Annotated in this window: 10 protein-coding genes; 6 read left to right on the top strand and 4 right to left on the bottom strand. The window is 73.1% G+C overall.

What is annotated here, in order from left to right:
- Positions 1-40: 40 nt before the first annotated feature.
- Positions 41-352: an SHOCT domain-containing protein gene (locus ACFYUY_RS27695; RefSeq protein ID WP_360213297.1), complete on the top strand. Its 312-nt coding sequence runs from the start codon at positions 41-43 to the stop codon at positions 350-352.
- A gap of 25 nt (positions 353-377) precedes the next feature.
- Complete coding sequence (locus ACFYUY_RS27690) at positions 378-1,361, top strand: Acg family FMN-binding oxidoreductase (protein WP_360213295.1); 984 nt, start codon at positions 378-380, stop codon at positions 1,359-1,361.
- On the opposite strand, the gene ACFYUY_RS27685 is transcribed toward ACFYUY_RS27690, so the two are convergent.
- The 4 genes from ACFYUY_RS27685 to ACFYUY_RS27670 all read right to left on the bottom strand — a co-directional run bounded on the left by ACFYUY_RS27685 (position 1,358) and on the right by ACFYUY_RS27670 (position 5,808).
- On the bottom strand, positions 1,358-3,073 hold the full coding sequence (locus tag ACFYUY_RS27685) for a GAF domain-containing protein (RefSeq protein WP_387904580.1): 1,716 nt from the start codon (positions 3,071-3,073) through the stop codon (positions 1,358-1,360). The genes ACFYUY_RS27690 and ACFYUY_RS27685 overlap by 4 nt on opposite strands.
- A 188-nt stretch (positions 3,074-3,261) precedes the next feature.
- Entirely contained in the window at positions 3,262-4,344 is a 1,083-nt protein-coding gene (locus ACFYUY_RS27680) for a methyltransferase (protein WP_387904578.1), read from the bottom strand.
- Between the two features lie 82 nt (positions 4,345-4,426).
- Positions 4,427-4,873, bottom strand: a complete 447-nt coding sequence (locus tag ACFYUY_RS27675; protein ID WP_360213289.1) for a nuclear transport factor 2 family protein — start codon at positions 4,871-4,873, stop codon at positions 4,427-4,429.
- Positions 4,874-4,923: 50 nt separating this feature from the next.
- Positions 4,924-5,808 carry an SDR family NAD(P)-dependent oxidoreductase gene (locus ACFYUY_RS27670; RefSeq protein WP_387904576.1) on the bottom strand — a complete coding sequence of 295 codons (885 nt, stop codon included), beginning with the start codon at positions 5,806-5,808 and terminating at the stop codon, positions 4,924-4,926.
- A gap of 257 nt (positions 5,809-6,065) precedes the next feature.
- Here ACFYUY_RS27670 and ACFYUY_RS27665 point away from each other — a divergent pair, with 257 nt between their 5' ends.
- The 4 genes from ACFYUY_RS27665 (at position 6,066) to ACFYUY_RS27650 (ending at position 18,002) form a co-directional block, all read left to right on the top strand.
- Complete coding sequence (locus ACFYUY_RS27665; protein WP_360213285.1) at positions 6,066-6,617, top strand: EF-hand domain-containing protein; 552 nt, start codon at positions 6,066-6,068, stop codon at positions 6,615-6,617.
- A 336-nt stretch (positions 6,618-6,953) separates the two neighbouring features.
- Entirely contained in the window at positions 6,954-8,213 is a 1,260-nt protein-coding gene (locus ACFYUY_RS27660) for a cytochrome P450 (protein WP_360213283.1), read from the top strand.
- On the top strand, positions 8,210-15,442 hold the full coding sequence (locus ACFYUY_RS27655; protein ID WP_387904777.1) for an amino acid adenylation domain-containing protein: 7,233 nt from the start codon (positions 8,210-8,212) through the stop codon (positions 15,440-15,442). Before ACFYUY_RS27660 ends, ACFYUY_RS27655 begins: the two co-directional genes overlap by 4 nt.
- A gap of 28 nt (positions 15,443-15,470) precedes the next feature.
- Complete coding sequence (locus ACFYUY_RS27650) at positions 15,471-18,002, top strand: FAD-dependent monooxygenase (protein WP_387904573.1); 2,532 nt, start codon at positions 15,471-15,473, stop codon at positions 18,000-18,002.
- The last annotated feature ends 30 nt before the right edge of the window (positions 18,003-18,032 follow it).

The following is an 18,032-nucleotide window of genomic DNA, read 5'->3' as shown; positions in this document are numbered from 1 at the left end:
GAGGCAGCAGCAGCCTCACCCACCGGCCGAGGAGCCCGTGATGATGTACTGGAACGACCATGGAATGAACGGCTGGGGCATCGGCCTGATGACCGTGAGCATGCTGCTCTTCTGGGCGCTCCTGGCCGTCGGTGTGGTCGCCCTGGTCAGGTACGTCGGTCGCACGACCCAGCACCACCCCACGGCCCCGCCGCCCACCGGCGCCACCGACCGGCCCACCCCGGACCGGCCCACCCCGGACCGTCCCACCCCCGAACAGGTCCTCGCCGAGCGGCTGGCCCGCGGCGAGATCGACCCCGACGAGTACCGGCAGCGCCTGGGCGTCCTGCGCGGCGGGCCGGGCTCCGGCTGACCACGCCCCGTCCCCGGAGAGCGCCATGACCACCCTCACCCTCGACGCCGCCGCACTGGAGAAGCTCGTCTCCGCGGCGGTCGCCGCGCCCTCGATCCACAACAGCCAGCCCTGGCGGTTCAGACTCCAGCCCGACACCTCGACGCTGGAGGTCCGTGCCGCCCGCGAACGGGCCGTCCCGGCCGCCGACCCCCGGGGCCGGGCGATGCACATCTCCGTCGGAGCGGCCGTCCTCAACCTGCGGATCGCCGCCCGCCACCTCGGCTGGGCCCCCGACGTGCGGCTGCTCCCCGACCCGGCCGAGCCGGACCTGTTCGCCGCCGTCGGCCTCGACACCCCGGCTTCGGCGGCGCTGCCCGGCACGGAGGAGCTCTACGAGGCGATCTGGCACCGCCACTCCGTCCGCACGCCCTTCACCGACGAACCCCTCGCGCCGGCGGTACTCGACCACCTCGTGGCGGTCGCCCGAACGGAGGACACCACCCTCCGGCTGCCCGACCACGAGGAGACGGCCCGGCTGCTCCACCTCACCGCGGAGGCCGAACGCCGCAACACCACCGACGAGGCCCAGCGGACGGAGAGTCGGGCCTGGATCCGCAGCGGGAACGTGCCGCCCTACGGCATCCCGGCCGGTGCGCTCGGCCCCCAGGACCGCATGGGTCAGCTGCCCATGCGGGACTTCGCCGCCATCCGCCCCGCCGAACACCGGACGCCCGCCACCTTCGAACACGAGCCGCGCATCGCCGTGCTCACGACGGAACGCGACACCCCGACGGACTGGCTGCGCGCCGGGATCGGCCTGGAACACGTCCTGCTCGCCGCCACTGTCCACGGCGTCCGCGCCTCCCTGCTCCACCAGGCGATGGAGTGGCCCCACCTGCGCTGGGAGACCCGCGATCCGCGCCGACCCCCCGGCTACGTCCAGATGCTGATCCGCCTGGGTTACGGTCCCGAGGGCGCCCCCACGCCCCGTCTGCCCGCCGGGGACGTCCTGGAGGGGGAGGCCTAGGGTTTCGGCAGCGGCACCCGCCACTCCAGTGCGGTGCCGCCCTCCGGGCGGCGGCGGGCGGTGAAGGTGCCGCCCAGAGCGGCGGCGCGGTCGGCCAGGTTGGCCAGGCCGCTGCGGCGGCCTCCTTCGGGAAGGCCGACGCCGTCGTCCGTGACGGCGACGACCAGCTCGGGTCCGGCGGTGACCGACACGCCGACCGCACCGGCCTGCGCGTGGCGGGCGGCGTTGGACAGGGCCTCCTCCAGGACGGCGACGGCGGCGTCCGCGATGTCGGCGGGGACGGTGACGTCGATCAGGCCGGTCATCCGCAGGGCCGGGGCGAAGCCGAGGGCGCGGGCGGCGCGTTCGGCCACCTCGACGAGCCGGGCCCGAAGGCCGGCCGCCGCCGGGCCCGACTCGCGCAGGCGCAGGCCGAAGATGGTGGCGCGGATGGTCTTGGCGGTCTCGTCCAGGTCGTCGATCGCCCGCAGGACCCGATCGGTGGCCTCGGGGTGCTCGATGAAGCGCGTGGCGCCCTGGAGGGTCATCCCGGTGGCGAAGAGGCGCTGGACGGCCAGGTCGTGCAGGTCACGGGCGATCCGGTCGCGTTCCCGCAGCAGGGTGATCTGCTCGGAGTCCCGGCGGTGCTCGGCGAGCTCCATCGCCACCGCCGCCTGGCCGGCGAAGCCCAGCAGCGGCCCGGACTCCCCCTCTTCGAACAGCGGTGCGCCCGCCGCCCGGGCCAGCATCAGCACACCGCGGATCCCGCGTTCGGAGGTGCCGATGGGTACCGCGACCGCGGGACCCAGGCCCTGCCAGCGCGGTGGGCCGACGGTGATCCTGGGGTCCTTCCGGACGTCGGGACTCACCACGAGCCCGCCGGTGCGCGCGGCCGCGCCGACGAACGAGCCCTCCACCGGGAGCACCAGCCCGCGGTGCTGCTGCGCGCCGAGACCGACCGCGATCCGCACCCCCAGCTCACCGGTGTCCGCGAGCGGCAGAGCGACGACGGCGAGATCCGCGCCGGCGATCTCGGTGGCCCGGGCGAGCAGCAGGTCCAGCACCTCCTGCTCCCCGCTTCCGGAGAGCAGGCTGCGGGTGATCTCGGCGTTCGCCTCCAGCCAGCGTTGCCGCTGCCGGGCCCGGGCGTAGAGCCGGGCGTTGTCGATCGCAACGCCGGCGGCGACGGCCAGGGTCGCGAGCACCGACTCGTCCTCGGCGTCGAACTCGGCGCCGCCGCGCTTCTCGGTGAGGTAGAGGTTGCCGAAGACCCTGTCCCGGATCCGGATCGGCACGCCCAGGAAGGTGCCCATCGGCGGGTGGTTGGCCGGGAAGCCGTAGGACGCGGGGTGCTCGGAGATCCGCGCGAGCCGCAGCGGCTCGGGGTGGCGGATCAGCTCACCCAGCACCCCGTGGCCGGACGGCAGCGAGCCGATCAGCCTGACCTGGCCGTCGGTGACGCCGACCGGGATGAACTGCGAGAGCCGCTGGTCCTCGCCGATCACGCCGAGCGCGCCGTACTCGGCGTCCACCAGGGTGACCGCCGCCTCCACGATGTGCCGCAGCACCTGGGCCAGCTCCAGATCACGGCCCACCGCGAGCACGGCCTCCAACAGGCTGTGCACCCGGTCGCGGGTACCCCGGGCTGCGTCCAACCGGCCCTGGAGCTCGTCCAGGAGCTCGTCCAGCCGCAGCTTCGGCACTGGGGCGGACTGCTCCGCATCGCTGCCCAAGGAATCCTCCGTGCCTCGCCCGACGCCACTGACCAGCCTAGGCGCGTACTGGTCGGTCTGCCGGGGGCAAGGGGCCCGTCGGCCCGGCAGGAGGACCCCACCGGGCCCCTGGCGGCCGCCACCGTCGCGCAGAAGTCCGGCGGAACGAGCGGAACCGCACACCCGGGGTCATCCCGGTGAGGTCGGGCTCAGCCGGACACCGGCTTGCGGGCGCGGAGAACGACGTCGAACCGCCCGGAGGTCTGGCGGTCCAGCGGCTCGAAACCCGCTTCGGTGTACCACTGCTCGAATTCCCGCGGGGTGTAGGTGCGGCCCTCGGGCGATGCGACGGTGTGGAGGTACGCCGACAGGAACGCGGCGTGCACGGGACCGGTCTCGTCGTCCTCCTGGGCGCAGGTGACGATCACCAGGTGACCGCCCGGTTCCAACGCCCGGTAGGCCCGCTCGAAGAGGTCGCGGACCTGCTCCGGAGACCAGATCTCCAGGAAGCGGGAGAACAGGACGCAGTCGTGGGACGTGGGGAGTTCGTCCTGCAGAACGTCGGTTCCGACCGCGCGGATCCGCTCGGACAGGCCGACCTCGGCGATCCGGTCGTTCGCCGTCTTCGCCACGTTCGGCAGTTCGAGAATGGTTGCCCGGAGGTCGGGCCAGCGTCGGACGAAGCCGATGGCATTGGTACCGGTGCCCCCGCCGACGTCCAGGACACGGCGATACGGCGAGAGGTCCAGGGCATTGACCAGGTCCTCGACCGCCGAGCGGCTCTGGTGCTCCATCATGGCGGTGAACAGCTTCTCGAGGTTCTCGTCCTCGGCCAGGCGTTCGTAGAGCGTGGTCGCCGACGAGCCGGCGAGGAGTTCGCGGTGCAACCCCAGGTTGTCGTTGTGCACCAGCGATTCGTAGAGCCAGCCGATCGGCCGGTACAACATCTCGTGCGTGTAGCGGACGATGACCGGCATGAACTCGCCGGGATCGCCTGCCACCAGATCGGTCGCGGCGGTGTTGTAGTACGCCTGGCCGTCCTTGCGCACGAGATCGAACGCGCAGCATCCCAGCAGCAACACGTGACCGGCACGCTCCTCCAGCCCCAGCGCGGCGACGATCTCGTCGAGAGTGCTGCCCGGCCGCTCTCTGAGCAGGGCGAACAATTCCAGGCGTAGTGCGGCGTGCAGGAACGGGAACCGGAAGCTGGTGTACACCAGCTTCCACAGCTCGTCCATGGCGGTCGCCGACTGTTCGGTCGTTGACGGTGCGGTCGTTGACGGTTCGGTCATGGTGATCCCCTTCGCGGCGGGGTAGTGGCTCACATGCAATGGGCGCGGACATGCGCGGGGAGGGAGGGGGCGAGCGGGGTGGTCAACCCCGGGCCATCGTCGGCAACAGCTGCTTCCAGGCGAGCTCGCCGCCGGCCGCCGCCATCACGGACCAGGGGTCCCAGAAGTCACGGTAGAGAGCGATCAGGCCCTGCTCGAAGCGGACCACCGACAGGTAGGTCTGGAGGTACTGGCCGCCGGTGGCGAGCAGCGTGCACTCGCCGGTGAAGCCCGCGATGACCAGGTCGTCCGCGTCGGCGGTGTAGAACTCGGGTTCGGAGAAGTCGACCTTCAGCTGCTCACGGAACATCGTCATCTGGGCGAGCAGTTCCTTCCGGCCCTGCATGCGGGAGGGCAGACCCCAGGCCGGGTAGGGGAATTCGAGGATTCCGTCCTCGGCGAAGAGGTCGATCCACTCCTCGATCCTCGCCTCTGACAGCAGGTCCAGGCTGTGGGTGAACAGGTCCTTCAGTTCCTGCGACGTGGTCATTCCGACTTTCCTCTCGTGGTGTTGTGTGGGGGGATTCGCGCAGCTCGTGTTCAACGGGCGGATGTGACGATGCCGTTGAGGATCCGGTCGATCGCCCGGTCGGGCATCAGCCGGGCCAGCACGCGGCTGCCGACCGCGTCGCGGCCGACGCCGTAGCGGGTCCTGGGCCGCTTGGTGACCAGGGCGCGGAAGACCACCCGGGCGACGTCGTCGGGGGTCGTGCGGCTGGTCCTGGCCGAGGTCTCGTTGGCCTCCATGAACCGTGGGAACGTGCCGCTGTAGAGGTCCTGGACCGGCGCCGGGGCGCTCTCCAGCGCTCGGTTCCCCTCGTCGGACATCTTGCCCCAGAGCGGCGTGAGGACGGCGCCGGGCTGGACCACCACGACGGGGATCCGCTGCGGGGCGAGCTCCCGGCGCAGCGCGTCGCTGAGGGCCTCCTTGGCGAACTGGGCGGCTGCGTAGGCGCCGAGGTAGGGGATGGCGACGTTCCCGAGGCCCGAAGTGACGTTGACGATCCGTCCGACTCCGGCTCGCAGGAGGGGGAGGAAGCTCTGGATGGCCAGCAGTTGACCGATCACATTGGTTTCGATCTGACGCTTCATCAGCTCGTGCGGTACGCATTCCAGCGGGGCCGTGACGGCGATGCCCGCGTTGTTGACCAGCCCGTACAACCCCGCCGTGCCGGCCGGCTCGGCGATCGCGCGCACGGCGTTCCGGACCGACTCCTCGTCCGTCACGTCGAGGACCACGGGGGTGAGTCGTCCGGTGGCGGCGGCGCGCAGCCGTTCGCCGTCCTCGGGGCGCCGGACTCCGGCGTAGACGTGGAAGCCCACCCGGGACAGCTGGAGCGCGCAGGCCTTCCCCAGGCCCGAGGAGGCGCCGGTGATGACCACGGCCCGGCCTGCGGGTGGCGTCGGGGCCGACGAATTCGACACGAACTTCCTCCTGGCGGCAGGACGTGGAGGGGGGCGGCCCCCACAGTAGGGGGAGCCGGCGATCAAATCCGGGATGAACACAGGGTTTTGGTGCGGCGCGGGCCGCGGCGCGAGGGCTGTGTCAATGCTGGCGAGGTAACGCCGCTCGAAGGAGTGAAACGCGGGACGGGCCGCCCCGTCGCGTTGAATTCCGCCCGTGGGCGAACCAATGATGATCGTGCACGATCGTGCACACCCCCTACAAGCGAGGACGTGACATGGCTACTGCCACGCAGGACGTCATCACCATCAAGCTCGAACGTACATTCGACAGCATGGATGCCGACAACGACGGCTACGTGGACTGGTCGGACTACCAGAAGCTCGCCGACCGCTACATCCAGGCCTACAAGCTCGGCAAGGACGACCGCCGCGCCAGGGCGCTCCACTCCTTCTTCCAGACGTACTGGCTGGAGATCCTGCGCCACGCCGGCGTTCAGCAGGACCGGCTGGCGAAGGACCAGTTCGTCCTGGCCAACCGCCTCGCCAGCATGGACACCAGCCGGATCAACCTGGCCGACGGTGCCGGGCACGTGGTCTTCGACGTCATCGACGTCAACGGTGACAACGAGATCAGCAAGGAGGAGTTCGCCCGGTTCCTGAAGGACGTGTGGCGCGTCGAGGCGCCTGACGCGATGGACACGTTCATCAAGCTGGACACCGACGGGGACGGCGCGATCTCGCGCCACGAGTTCATCCGTGCGGTGCGCGAGCACTTCCTCTCGGACAACCCGGACGCACCGGGCAGCCTGTTCTTCGGGCACGTCTGAGCGGAACGGGCTCCGGCCTGACCGCGCGCGTCCGTGACCGTGCGGTCAGGCCTCACCGATGAGGGCCCGAAGTGACCCCGCCCGCGCATCCCAACTCGCCTGGTGACAGCTCGACTCGACGCCCGATGGGCGAGCCGGGCACTCGGCGGAGGGCGGGGTCGCTTCGGGCCGTCGCACACCAACAGCGGCGGCCCCGGTTCGCGCCCTCGTGGTGGAGCCGCCTCGCCTGGCACCCGCGATCACGAGCGCCCGGCGAGGTCCACGAGCACGCAACACACCCCGGACGGCCGCTCATCCACATCGTCCCGACGAACGAGGTCACCACCCTTGTCCTCCATGCCCCTCCCGAGCCGCTGTCCCTTCCCCCTGGACAGCGGTGCCGCGGACATCCACGGCGAGACCGCGGCGCTGCGTGCGCTGGGGCCCGCCGCCAGGGTCGTACTGCCGGGCGGTGTGCCGGCGTGGTCGGTGACCGACCCGGGCCTCGTCCGGCGTCTGCTGGTCCACCCCCGGGTCTCCAAGGACGCCCGACTGCACTGGCCCGCCTATCTCGGCGGCGACCTCCCCTCCGGATGGCCGCTGCAGATCTGGATCGAGATCCGCACCGTCCAGACGGCCTACGGCCCCGATCGCCGTCGGCTGCGCCGTCCACTGGTGCCCGCCTTCACCGCCCGCCGGGTACGCGACCTCGCCCCGCGGATCGAGGAGACCGTCTCCGAGCTGCTGGACCGCCTCGCCGAGGCCGCCGGAGCCGCCCCGGACGGGATCGTGGACCTCCGGGCACACTTCGCCGCCCGCTTGCCGTGGCTGACGGTCGCCGCGCTGGTGGGCCTGCCGGAGACCATGTACGACGGGTTCCAGGCCGTCAACGACAGCGTCTTCGAGACGAACCTGTCCGCGGCGCAGGCCGCCGCCATCACCGCCGAGGTGGCCCGGCTCTCCGACGACCTCATCGCCGTCAAGACCGAGCACCCCGGCGACGACCTCGCCACCACCCTGCTCGACACCCACCGTGAGGGCCTGCTGAGCGATCAGGAAGTGCCGGACAGCATCCTGATGCTGCTCGGCGCGGGTTATGGGACGACGGCCTGCATGCTCGACCACGCCGTGGTCAACCTCCTCACCCACCCGGACCAGTTGGAGCTGGCCGTGTCGGGTCGGGTCGGCTGGGAGCAGGTGGTGGAGGAGACCCTGCGCCACCAGGCCCCGGTCGCCAACTTCATCCTGCGCTTCCCCACCGAGGACCTGCACGACGAGACGACCGGGATGACCTTCGCACGTGGCGACGCCCTCGTCATCAACTACGCCGCAGCAGGCCGCGACCCCGCGGTGCACGGCGCTGACGCCGGCCGGTTCGACGTGACCCGCGCGACCACCCGTGACCACCTGGCCTTCGGCCACGGACCCCACTACTGCCTGGGCGCCGAACTCGCCCGTCTCGAAGGGCGCATCGCCCTCCCGGCGCTCTTCTCCCGCTTCCCCGGGCTCGACCTCGCCGTCGCACCCGACCACCTCACCCCGCTGCCCTCCATCATCTTCAACGGGCACCGCGAGATCCCCGTCCGGCTCGAAGGGAACCCCGACACGTGGGCATGAACGACCAGGCCCCGCACCGGCTGTCGGCGTACCAGCGCGACCTCTGGTCCGCCGGCGCGCAGGCGCCGGAGTCACCGCAGTTCAACTGCGTGCTCCACGAGCGCCTGCACGGCGAGGTCGACCGTGACCGGCTCACGGCCGCCACCGCGCGCGCGTTGCGCCGCCACGAGACGTTCCGGTTGCGCTTCGAGGAGAGCGGCGGGATCCCGTCCCAGCGGGTGGCGCACGAGGCCGCCCCCGTCGCCGTGGTCGACCTGTCGCGGGAACCCGAGCCGGCGGCGGCCTGCGCCGAGTGGATGCGCCGCTCGATGGCGGGCGCCCTGCCGCTCACGCAGGGCCCGCTGGTCGAAGCCACACTGCTGCTGGAGAGCCCGGACGTCACGCATCTGCACGTCAAGGCGCACCACATCGTGGCCGACGGCTGGACGCTCCACCGGCTGGGCCAGGAGATCCTCCTCGACTACGCCCGGGCGCAGCGCTGCGACCCGGAGCGGAGCGCCGGCGGGGCGCCCTCCTACCTGGCGTTCGTCGAGGAGGACGCCGCCCACCACGCCGGCGCGGACGGCGACCGTGACCGTGCCTTCTACCGGGACTACCTCGACGGCGTCGCACCCGCACTGTTCGAGCGTGCGACGGACAGGGGGCCGCGTGGACGCGGTCGCCACTCGTTCGTGATCGACGGTGCCCTCGTCGGCCGGGTCCGGGCCGCCGGCTTCTCGCCGTTCGGCTACGTCGCGGCCGTGCTCGGTACGTACCTGACGCGCCTGCACCGAAGCGGGGAGGTGGTCCTCGGGGTTCCCTTCCTCAACCGTCCGACCGAGCGGCACAAGGTCGTCCTCGGGCAGTTCGCCAACACCTTGCCGCTGCGGGTCGCGGCACACGGCGGGCGGACCCTGCGGGACCTGCTCGCCGAGCTCCGGGACGCGACCGGTGCGCTCCGGCGTCACGAGCGGCTCTCGCTGGGCGAGGTCCTGCGGGCACGGTCCGGGCCGGCCCGGACCGCGGGGCAGCTCTTCGACGTGACGCTCTCCTACATGCACTGGCCCAGGCCGGACCGGATCCCCGGATTCGAGCGGCGGACGGCGCTCATGGCGCCCTCGCACGACCAGGACGCGCTGGGCGTCGTGGTGTCCGCCTTCGACGACACGGCCGAGATCCGTGTCGACCTGGACTACGCCCGTGACGTCTTCGACGAGCACCTGCCCGTCGCGTCCGTGGCCGGTCACCTCACCACGCTCCTGGCGCGCGGTCTGGACCTGCTGGACCACCCGCTCCGCGAGATCCCCATGCTGACCACCGCCGAACACGGGGACCTCACCGTCGGGCGCGCCCGCGGCCCGCAGGTGCCCTTCGCGGACGAGGCGACCCTGCACGGTCTGTTCGAGGCACGGGCCGCCCGCCACCCGGACCGGACCGCGGTCACCGCCGTGGACGGGCAGACGCTGACCTACGCCGAACTCGACGCGCGGGCCAACCGCCTCGCGCGGGCCCTGCGCGCGGAGGGCGTCGGCCCGGACGACCGGGTCGCGGTGATGATGGAACGGGGGCCGCAGCTGCTGGTCGCGCTGCTCGGCGTCCTGAAGTCGGGCGGCGCCTACGTACCGGTGGACCCCGGGCATCCGGCCGAGCGGGTGGGCTTCCTGCTGCGCGACAGCCGCGCCAAGGTGGTCATCGTCGACGACGACGCGCCCACCGGCCTGCCCGCGGGCGAGGCGGGCGTGCGACGCATCGGCGGCCTGCTGGTGGGCAGCGCAGCACCGGTCGAGCCGCTCGCCACCTCCCGCGACCTCGCCTACGTCATCTACACCTCCGGCTCGACCGGACAGCCCAAGGGCGTGATGGTCGAGCACCGGAGCGTGGTCAACCGCCTCGCCTGGATGCAGCGCCGCTACCCGCTCGGGAACCGGGACGTCCTCCTGCAGAAGACGCCGGTCTCCTTCGACGTCTCGGTGTGGGAGCTGTTCTGGTGGGCCGTCGAGGGCGCGACCGTGGCGATGCTGCCACCCGGCGGCCAGCGGGACCCGCGCGAGGTCCTGCGGGCGATCCGCGAACACCGGGTCACGGCCGTGCACTTCGTCCCGTCGATGCTCGGTCCGTTCCTGGACCTGCTGGAGGAGTCCGCGCAGGCCCGCGAGGGCGTTCGGACCCTGCGGCACGTCTTCTGCAGCGGCGAAGCCCTGCCCGCGGCCGGGCTCGAGCAGTTCGACCGGGTGGCCGCGCAGTGCGGCCGCGAGCCCGGCGCCGAGCACCCGGTGCGGCTGGTGAACCTGTACGGCCCGACCGAGGCCACGGTCGACGTCTCGTCCTACGACTGCCCGGGCGGCTCCGCCCGCGGCGTCGCGCGGGTGCCCATCGGCCGGCCGATCGACAACACCAGGCTGTACGTGCTGGGTGCCGACGACCTCCCGCAGCCCGTCGGGGTCGCCGGCGAGTTGTGCATCGGCGGCGTCGGTGTCGCCCGGGGGTACCTCGGCCGCCCGGAGCTGACCACCGAGAGGTTCGGCGCCGACCCCTTCGTACCGGGCGGCCGCCTCTACCGCAGCGGGGACCTGGCCCGCTGGCTCGCGGACGGCACCCTGGAGTACCTCGGACGTCTCGACGACCAGGTCAAGATCCGGGGTCACCGCGTCGAGCCCGCCGAGGTGGCCGCCGTCCTGCGCACCGTCCCCGGCGTACGGGACGCCGTCGTGGTGGGCCGCACCGCCCCCGACGACCGGGGAACCGTGCTGGCGGGCTACTACGTCGCCGAGACCCGGATCGGGACGGCGCTGTTGCGCGAACGGCTCGGGCGGACGCTGCCGGTGCACATGGTCCCGGCGTCGTTCACCCGGATCGACGGGATCCCGCTGACTCCCAACGGCAAGACCGACCACGCCGCGCTGCCGTCACCGGACGACACCCTCGGGGACGCCGTAGGCGGCCGGCCGCGCAATCCCACCGAGGCCGTCCTGGCCGAGGTCTGGGCCCGCGTGCTCGGCCATGAGGCCGTGGGGATCCACGACGACTACTCCACCCTCGGTGGCGACTCCATCCTGGCGCTCAGGGTGCGTGCCGAGGCGGAGGCCCGGGGCCTGCGCTTCTCGCTCACCGACCTCCTGCGGAACCCGACGGTGGCCGGCCTCGCCGTTCGCACCGTCGAGTACGACCCGAGCGGGACAGAAGCTCTGCCGGCTCCGTTCGCCCTCGTGGCCGACGTGGACCGCGCACGCCTCCGGGACGCCGAGGACGCCTACCCGCTGACCAGGCTCCAGCTCGGCCTGCTCTTCCACAGCCGCAGGCACGAATCCTCGGCCAGGTACCGGGACGTGTTCCGGTACACCCTCGACATGCCCTGGAACGACGAGGAGTTCCGCCGCGCCCTCGACCGGCTGACGGCGCGGCACCCGGCCCTTCGAACCGCCTTCGACCTGTCCGGCCCCGAACCGCTCCAAGTCGTCCACCCCCGCGTGCACGGCGCCCTGGAGACCGTCGACCTGCGTCCGCTCGACGACGCCGCGGCCGACGCCGAGGTGCGCGCGCACGTCGAGGAACGCCGCCACCACCCGTACGCGTTCGACCGGGCGCCGCTCTACCTGTTCCGCGCCCACATCCGGCCCTCCACCGTCGACCTGGTCCTCAGCTTCCACCACGCGCTCCTGGACGGCGGCAGCGTCGCCACCCTGCTCCGGGAACTGCTCCAGGACTACGCCCACGGCCTCGGCCTGGACATCGGCCCGGTCGACGACACCCCGCCTCCCTCGGTGGCGACCCACGTGCGCCAGGAGCAGACCGCCCTGCGCTCGGAGGAGACCCGACGCTACTGGCGGGACAAGCTGACCGGCTGCGAGCCCCTGCCGATCGAGGCGTTCGCACCGCACAGGCCCGGTGGCGCCGCCAGGCCCGCCTCGCGGCGGGTCGACCTTCCCGGCGCCCTCGTCGAGCAGGTGCGGCACTTCGCGGCCGAACACGCCCTGCCCGTGAAGTCCGTGCTGTTCGCGGCGCACGGCCTGACGCTCGCCGCGCTGGCCGGCACCCGGGAGGTGACCACCGGCCTGATCACCCACGGCCGGCCCGAGCTGGCCGGGGCGGAGCGCATCGCCGGGCTGTTCCTGAACACCGTGCCGGTGCGGCTGGGCACCGGAGGGCGGAGCTGGCTGGAGGTGGCCCGCGAAGGCCTCCACCAGGAACAGGACGGTCACCCCCACCGCCACTACCCGCTGAGCGCCATCCAGGAGGACCACGGCGGGCCCGTCGTGGACACCGCCTTCAACCACGTCCACTTCCATCAGCTCGCCGACGTCATCCGCCTGCCCGACCTGCGGCTGACGGCGTTCGACACCTGGGAGCAGAACGACCTCCGGCTCCTGGTGAACGCGGTCACCGAACCGGACGGCAGCGGGATGTGGCTGCGGATCGACTGCGACGGCGCGACGTTCTCCGCCGAACAGGGGGACCTCTTCGCGTCCGCCTACCTGGGCATCCTGCGTCGGATGCTGGAACAGCCGCACGGTGAAACGGACTTCGCCTTCCTCGCCCCCCGGCCGAGGCTCGCCCGGGCCGGTGAGCACCCCACGGTCGTCGCGCGCATCGCCGACCGGGCCGCCCGGACTCCGGACGCGACCGCCCTGGTCATGGGCGAGGAACGGTGGACCTACGCGCGCCTCGCCGAGGCCTCCGGGCATGTCGCCGCGCGGCTCTGCGCGCTGGGAGCCCCGGCGAACGCCCGGATCGGGATCGCCATGGAGCGCTCCCCGCGCACCGTCGCCGTGCTCCTGGGCGTCCTGCGGGCCGGATGCGCCGTCGTCCCGATGGACGTCGGCTACCCCGCCGCCCGGCTGGCCACGATGGTGGAGCAGGCCCGGCCCTTCCGCGTCGTGGCCGGGTCCGCGCACGCCCACCTCGCCGGCGACCCGGCGCTGCTGCTGCCCGCCGAGACGGCGACCACACCGGTGCCGGCGGGCGAGGCCCGAGCCGGTGGCCCCACCGTCACGGTGGCCGAGCGGCAGGCCGGGGTCGCCCCCGGGAGCACCGCGTACGTCCTGTTCACCTCGGGCTCCACCGGCACCCCCAAGGGCGTCGCCATGCCGCACCGCACCCTGGCCGGCCTGGTCGCCTGGCAGAACGGGCCGGCGCCCAGCGCCGTCCCGGGCGGCGTCACCCTGCAGTTCGCACCGCTGAGCTTCGACATCTCCTTCCAGGAGATCTTCTCCACCCTGTGCTCCGGCGGCACGCTGTGCCTGGCCGGCGACGGCGAGCGGCGCGACATGCCCGCCCTGCTGCGCCTGCTCGACCGCGAGCGCGTCGAGCAGGCCTTCCTCCCGCCGGTGGCCCTCCAACAACTGGCCGAAGCCGTGGCCACGTCCGGATTCACCCCGCGGGCCCTGCGGGTGCTGATCCTCTGCGGCGAGCAGCTGCGCGTCACCCCGGAGGTCCGCGCGCTGTGCGCCCGACTGCCGGGGGTGGTGCTGGAGAACCAGTACGGCCCGACCGAGACGCACGTCGTCACCGCGTTCACCATGACCGGGGACCCGGCGGCCTTCCCCGTGCTGCCACCGATCGGCAAGGCCATCGACGGAGCCGAGGTGCACGTCCTGGACGAGCGGATGCGTCCGGTCCCGGCCGGGGCCCGCGGCGAGATCCACCTGGGCGGCGCCTGCCTGGCCGACGGCTACGAGGGCCGCCCGGACCTGACCAAGGAGCGCTTCCTCCCGCAGCCCTTCGCCGACGCCGACCGCCTGCTGTACTACACGGGCGACCTCGGGATGCTGCTCCCCGGCGGCGACGTCGTCTTCCTCGGCCGTGCCGACACCCAGGTCAAGGTGCGCGGCTTCCGCGTGGAGCCGGCGGAGGTGGAACTGGCCGCCACCGCCCTGGCACCGGGGCACCCCGGGCTGCGCGACGCCGCAGTCGTGGCCCGCCGGCGCGAGGACGGCGAGGTCTTCCTCGCCGCCTTCCTCCTCGGCGAGGGCACGGACGAGGACCTGGCCGCCATCCGTGAGCACCTCCGTGCGACCCTGCCCGACCACATGGTCCCCTCCCACCTGCAGTGGGTCACCCGGTACCCGCTGACCCCCAGCGGCAAGCGGGACGACGCGGCACTGCGCCGCGCGCCGCTGACCGTCCCGGTCCGCACCCTCGACGCAGGGCCGCGCGACGCGTACGAGCAGGCCCTGACCGAGATGCTGGCGGACGCGCTGTCCCTGGACGCGGTGGGGGTGCACGACAACCTCTTCGAGCTCGGCGGCACCTCCCTGACCGCGATGCGGCTGGTCAGCCGGATCGAACAGCGCTACCGGGTGCACATCCCCCTGGCGCAGCTGATCGCGACACCCACCTGTGCGGGGCTCGCGGAGCGGCTGCGCGACGGCGGGGCGAGAGCCTCGTACGACCCGCTGGTGCCGGTCCGTCCGCAGGGCACCCGTCCGCCGGTGTTCATGGTCCACCCGATGGGCGGCAACGTCCTCTGCTACGTCCGCCTCGCCCGGCACCTCCCGGACGACCAGCCGCTCTACGCGCTCCAGGCTGCCGGCGCCGACCCGGGCACCACACCGCTGAGTAGCGTCGAGGAGCTGGCGGACAGCTACCTCACCGCCCTGCGGAGGGTTCAGCCGCAGGGCCCCTACACGATCGGGGGGTGGTCCTTCGGCGGGTTCGTCGCCTTCGAGATCGCCCGCCGGCTGCGGGCGGCGGGCGACGAGGTGACCCGCCTGCTGGTGCTGGACACCACCGCACTGGCCCGGGGGCCGCGCGCTCCGCACCGCGAGGAGGCCGTGCTGGAGTGGTTCTTCCACGAGCTGCTCTGGCTGCGGGACGGCAGCGACTCGCCCGCGCGGGCCATTCCCGACGGACTCCGTTCGCCGGAGGAGAAGTTCGCCTTCATGGCCCGCGTCGCGAGCGAGCGCGGCGTCCTGCCGGCCGGCAGCTCCCCGGCCCTGATCCGCCGGCTGTTCCGCGTCTACCGGGCCAACTGGCAGGCGGCGCTGGCCTACCGGCCCCCGCTGGAGGACCACGACCTCACGCTGATCCGCGCCACGGAGCCGCTGCCCGCCGTCCTCGACGCCATGCACCGTGCCGCCCGCAGCCGCCACCAGGACCCCTGCAACGGCTGGAGCGACATGACCGGCGGGCGGATCCACGTCGTCGGCGTCCCCGGCGACCACTTGACGATCATGGAGGAACCGTACGTGGCACACGTCGCCCGAAGCGTCGCGGACCTCCTGCGAACCGACGCCGTCCCCACCGCACGGTAAGGCAGGAAGAGTGTCACCCAAGCCCCCCGTGAAAGCCCTGATCATCGGCGCCGGCATCGGCGGTCTGACCTGCGCGGTCGCCCTGAGGCGCGTCGGCATCGACGTCGAGGTGTACGAGCGCGCCACCGAGCTGCGCGCCGCCGGCTCCGGCATGTCGGTCATGAGCAACGCCGTCACCGCCCTGGCCACCCTCGGCATCGACCTCGGCCTGGACAAACGCGGCCAGACCGTGGAGTCGTTCACGATCACGGACCCGCGCGGCCGGCGCATCAGGGACCTGCCGTTCAAGGAGGCCTGCGGGCGAGTGGGCGCGCCCAGTGTCTGCCTCAGCCGTACGGACCTCCAGGAGGCCCTGCTGGCGGAGGCCGCGGACTGCCCGGTCCAGCTGGGGGCGGCCGCCACCGGTTTCGAGGCCGACGACGCCGGTGTCACCGTCCGCTTCGCGGACGGGCGTTCGGCGAGCGGCCGCATCCTGGTCGGAGCCGACGGCTTCGACTCGGTCGTGCGGCGCCAGCTCGCCGGCCCCGAAGCGCCGCGGGACAGCGGCTACTTCTACCGGCTGGGCATCGCCTCCTTCCGGCACCCGCGCGTCACCACCGGAAGCGTGCGCCACTACTGGGGCAGGGGCCGGCGGTTCGGCCTCATCGACATCGGCCACGGCCGCTGCTACTGGTGGGCGGCGCTGCCCACGGTCGGGGATCCGGCCGGCGGGGACGGCGCCAACCGCGTCAAGGACGCCCTCGGGAGGTCCTTCGCCGGCTGGGCCGACGAGGTGCGCGCGGTGATCGAGGCCACGCCGCCGGAGGACGTCCTCACCGTGCCCTCCCACGACCGGACCTTCCTCGAAAGGTGGGGAGACGGCCCCGTCACGCTCCTCGGGGACGCGGCGCACCCCATGCTGGCGACCCTCGGACAGGGGGCGGCCATGGCCATCGAGGACGCCGTCGTCCTGGCCCGCACCCTCACCGAGCCCGCGACGGCCGACGACCCGGTGTCGGCCCTGCGCGTCTACGAAGGGCGGCGGCGCGACCGCACCAGGGCGATGGTGGCCGCGTCCCACGCCGCGAGCGACGTCGCCCAGGAGGACCGCCGCGGCCGGCGGCTGGCCCGGGACGCCTACTTCCGGTCGGTGCCCCGCGGCGTCCTCGTCCGGCAGACCGTGCAGGCCCTCACGTTCCCCGGAATCCCGGCCGCCGAACCGATCGAGGTCCGGCGCGAGCTCAGCCCCCTGGAGCGCTGGTACTGGATCGCCGACCGGACCTCGCCCCTCAACGTCATCGCCCGGGTCCGTGTGCACGGACACCTGCCGCCGTCGCTGCTGCGCCGCGCGCTGGACGTCCTCCAGGTCCGGCACCCCCTGCTGCGCGTCGCGATCGCCGACCGCGGCACCGGAGCGGACCCCGTGTTCGTGCCGGTGGACGGGCGGCGGATCCCGCTCCGGCACGTCGACGTAGCGGCGGACGATCCCGCCGCCGACGCGCGGTGGGAGCGCGAGGTCAACGACCACGAGCTCGCGCGGAGCGTCGACTGGCGTACCGGGCCACTGCTGCGCGCAGTGGTGATCACCTCGGGACGGAACGGCGCGGACGGTGAGAGGGACGTCCACGACCTGGTGCTGACGGCCTCGCACTGCATCGCCGACGGAAGGACGTGCCTGTCCCTGCTGAGGCAGTGGATCGAGCTCGCCGCGCAACCCGATGCCGGTACGCCGCCGCACGCCGCCTCGTGGCGGGCACTGCCCGCGACGGAGGACCTCCTCCCGCGCCGCCACCGCGGCCCGGCGGGGGCCGCGGGGCTGGGGTTGATGATGCTGCGGGACCGACAGGCGGCCCGGCGGGACCCCGCCCAGCGCGTCGTCCCCAGCCGCCCGGTCCCCTTCGGGCAACGGCGCACGCGGATGGTGCACCGGCTCCTGACCGCCGAGCAGCTGGAACAACTGGTGCTGGCGGCCAGGCGGCACGGCACCACGGTCCACGGGGCCCTGGCCGCCGCGATGGTCACGGCCGTCGCGCGGGACGCCGGAGCCCCGCCGAGCACGTGGTTCTCCATCGGCTCGCCGGTCGACTTCCGCGGGGACCTCGATCCGGCCGTCGCCCCCGACGAGGTCGGCACCTTCGTGGCCACGGTGCCCACCCGCGTCCGCTACGAGCCGGACGGGTCCCTGTGGCCCGCGGCCCGGGCGATCAGCCAGGACCTGGTGCGACGGCGAAGGCGCCGGGAGCACCTGTCCATGCTCAGCCTGCCGCGCTGGGCGGGGCCGAAGTCGACGGCGGACAGCGAGGCGTTCATGCGGTTCATGGAGGAGAAGGGGCCGATCAACCTCTGTCTGTCCAATGTCGGACGCCACGAGTTCCCCGAACAGGTCGGCTCGTGGCGCGTCTCCGACGCACAGTTCGTCACGGGCATCTCGGTGGTGGGCGCCGTCGTGGCGACCGCCACCACCAGTCACGGCCGGCTCGCCTGGAACTTCGGCTACGTCGAAGGCCTGGTCCCGGAGCTTCGCGGCCGGCGGATCGCCGACGACGCCGTCCGCACCGTGCTGTCCGCCCTCGCCGACTGACCGGCCCGACGGGCCGGGCGTCACGACATC

It is taken from the genome of Kitasatospora sp. NPDC004745 (genome assembly GCF_042873275.1).
Classification (GTDB): domain Bacteria; phylum Actinomycetota; class Actinomycetes; order Streptomycetales; family Streptomycetaceae; genus Kitasatospora.
This window is presented reverse-complemented; position numbering and strand designations above follow the sequence as displayed.